At 70.5% G+C, this 2895-nt stretch carries 3 protein-coding genes; 1 reads left to right on the top strand and 2 read right to left on the bottom strand.

Annotation, left to right across the window (positions count from 1 at the left end; all coding sequences use genetic code 11):
• Positions 1–13 precede the first annotated feature (13 nt).
• Positions 14–220 carry an acyl-CoA carboxylase epsilon subunit gene (locus ACWGH4_RS33715; protein ID WP_189466524.1) on the bottom strand — a complete coding sequence of 69 codons (207 nt, stop codon included), beginning with the start codon at positions 218–220 and terminating at the stop codon, positions 14–16.
• A gap of 31 nt (positions 221–251) precedes the next feature.
• Positions 252–1859, bottom strand: coding sequence for an acyl-CoA carboxylase subunit beta (locus tag ACWGH4_RS33710; protein ID WP_453467558.1), 1608 nt, complete (start codon positions 1857–1859; stop codon positions 252–254).
• 148 nt (positions 1860–2007) lie between these two features.
• Here ACWGH4_RS33710 and ACWGH4_RS33705 point away from each other — a divergent pair, with 148 nt between their 5' ends.
• Positions 2008–2865: a biotin--[acetyl-CoA-carboxylase] ligase gene (locus ACWGH4_RS33705; protein WP_453467556.1), complete on the top strand. Its 858-nt coding sequence runs from the start codon at positions 2008–2010 to the stop codon at positions 2863–2865.
• The last annotated feature ends 30 nt before the right edge of the window (positions 2866–2895 follow it).

Below are 2895 nucleotides of genomic sequence, written 5' to 3'. Positions count from 1 at the left end.
GCTCACCGCGCCGTCACACCGGCCAGTAGCTGCGTGCCCACGCTCGCGGACCGGGCAGCGGCCGGCTGCTGCGGGCGATGCGCGCCGGATCCGACCATCCCTCCGGCATCCGCGGTTCCCCGGCCGCGGCACCGGCGCTCGCCGCGGCGCGGGCCTGGACCACCGCCAGTGCGGCGGCCAGCTCCTCGGGAGTCGGGTTTCCTCGTACGACCCTGATCATCGTCGCGTCCCTTCCTCGTGTCCCGGAGCCCCTACAGGGGGATGTTCCCGTGCTTCTTGGGGGGCAGACTTTCCCGCTTGGTGCGGAGCTGGCGCAGGCCCTTGATGATCTGTGCCCGGGTCTCCGAGGGCATGATCACGGCGTCGATGTAGCCGCGTTCGGCCGCCGTGTACGGGTTGAGCAGCGCGTCCTCGTACTCCTGGATGAGCCGTGCCCTCGTCGCTTCCTGCTCCTCGGCGCCCTCGGCGGCGGCGATGGTGCGGCGGTGCAGGATGTTCACCGCGCCCTGGGCGCCCATGACGGCGATCTGGGCGGTGGGCCAGGCGAGGTTGAGGTCGGCGCCCAGGTGCTTGGACCCCATGACGTCGTAGGCGCCGCCGAACGCCTTGCGGGTGATGACGGTGATCAGCGGGACGGTGGCCTCGGCGTAGGCGTAGATCAGCTTGGCGCCGCGGCGGATGATGCCGCCGTACTCCTGGTCCACGCCCGGAAGGAAGCCGGGGACGTCGACGAAGGTCAGCACGGGGACGTTGAACGCGTCGCAGGTGCGCACGAAGCGTGCGGCCTTCTCGGAGGCGTTGATGTCCAGGCAGCCGGCGAACTGCATCGGCTGGTTGGCGACGATGCCGACCGGGAAGCCCTCGACCCGGCCGAAACCGGTGACGATGTTCGGGGCGAACATCGACTGGGTCTCGAGGAACTCGCCCTCGTCCAGGACATGCTCGATGACGGTGCGGATGTCGTACGGCTGGTTCGCCGAGTCCGGGATCAGCGTGTCCAGCTCGCGGTCCTCTTCGCTGACCGCGGTGTCCGCCTCCTCGGGGAAGGACGGCGGCTCGGAGAGGTTGTTGGACGGCAGGTACGACAGCAGGGACTTGACGTACTCGATCGCGTCCTTCTCGTCGCCCGACATGTGGTGCGCGACACCGGAGGTGGTGTTGTGGGTGCGGGCGCCGCCCAGTTCCTCGAAGCCGACGTCCTCGCCGGTGACGGTCTTGATGACGTCGGGGCCGGTGATGAACATGTGCGAGGTCTGGTCGACCATGACCGTGAAGTCGGTGATGGCCGGCGAGTAGACCGCGCCGCCCGCGCAGGGGCCGACGACCAGCGAGATCTGCGGGATGACGCCGGAGGCGTGGGTGTTGCGGCGGAAGATCTCGCCGTACATGCCCAGCGCGCTGACGCCTTCCTGGATACGGGCGCCGCCCGAGTCGTTGATGCCGATGACCGGGCAGCCGGTCTTCAGCGCGAAGTCCATCACCTTGATGATCTTCTGTCCGAACACCTCGCCGAGAGCGCCGCCGAAGACGGTGAAGTCCTGCGAGAAGACCGCGACCGGGCGGCCGTCGACCGTGCCGTAACCGGTGACGACGCCGTCCCCGTACGGCCGTGTCTTCTCCAGCCCGAAATTGGTCGAGCGGTGGCGGGCGAACTCGTCGAGCTCCACGAAGGAGTTCTCGTCCAGCAGCAGATCGATCCGCTCCCGGGCCGTCAACTTGCCCTTCGCGTGCTGCTTTTCCACCGCACGGGCGGAGCCGGCATGCGTCGCCTCTTCGATACGGCGCTGAAGATCCGCGATCTTTCCCGCGGTGGTGTGGCTGCTCGGATTCTGGGAGAGGGCGTTTTCCGGCTCGGACATCGGGATGCGGCTCCCTGGCTGGTCACGGGGACGGCTTACGGGGACTGGGTTACCGGGACGTGTTAACGATCGGTTGCTACTGACTCGTAGCGTATCGGCGCGGATACCGTTCAGCAGTGCGGCGTTGGCCACACCTAACCTGGCTTGCATGACGCCTCCGAATGCGCCCGAGAGCCGCTGGTCCGACCTCGAGCGGCCCCCTCTGAACGCCTCCGTCCTGCGCCGCGCCGTCATCGTGCCCGGCGGCCTGTGGACCTCGCTGGACGTGGTGGCGTCCACCGGCTCCACCAACTCCGACCTGGCCGCACGGGCCGTCTCCCTGCCGGAGGGGGCGGTGCTCGTGGCGGAGGAGCAGACCGCGGGAAGGGGCCGGCTGGACCGCACCTGGAGTGCTCCTGCCCGTTCCGGCCTCTTCTTCTCTGTACTCCTGCGGCCCGGCCCCGACGTGCCCGTGACGCGCTGGGGCTGGCTGCCGCTGCTCGCCGGTGTCGCGGCCGCGACCGCGCTCGCGCGAGCCGCGGGCACGGACATGTCCCTCAAATGGCCCAATGACCTGCTGGTCGTCGTCGACGGCGAGGAACGCAAGGCCGGCGGCATCCTCGCGGAGCGCGCCGGGGACGACGGCGTGGTGCTCGGACTCGGCATCAACGTCTCCCTCCACGCCGACGAGCTGCCCGTCCCCACCTCGGGTTCCCTTGCCCTCGCCGACGCCGTGTCCACCGACCGTGACCCCCTGCTGCGGGCGGTCCTGCGCTCCCTCGAGAAGTGGTACACCGCCTGGCGCACCGCCGGCGGCGACCCGGCCGCCTGCGGGCTCCAGGAGGCGTACGCGGCCGGCTGCGCCACCCTCGGCCGCGACGTGCGGGCCGAGCTGCCCGGCGGCACGGCCCTGACCGGCGAGGCCGTCGCCCTGGACGGCGACGGCAGGCTGGTCCTCGCCACCGCGGACGGCGAACGGCACTCGGTGAGCGCGGGCGACATCGTGCACCTGCGGCCGGCGCGCTGACGGCCACCGCACCGTCCCCGGCGGCCGTGG

This window comes from Streptomyces sp. NPDC054847, assembly GCF_053610925.1.
Note: the sequence above shows the minus strand (reverse complement) of the source record. Positions and strands in the feature narration are given on the sequence as shown.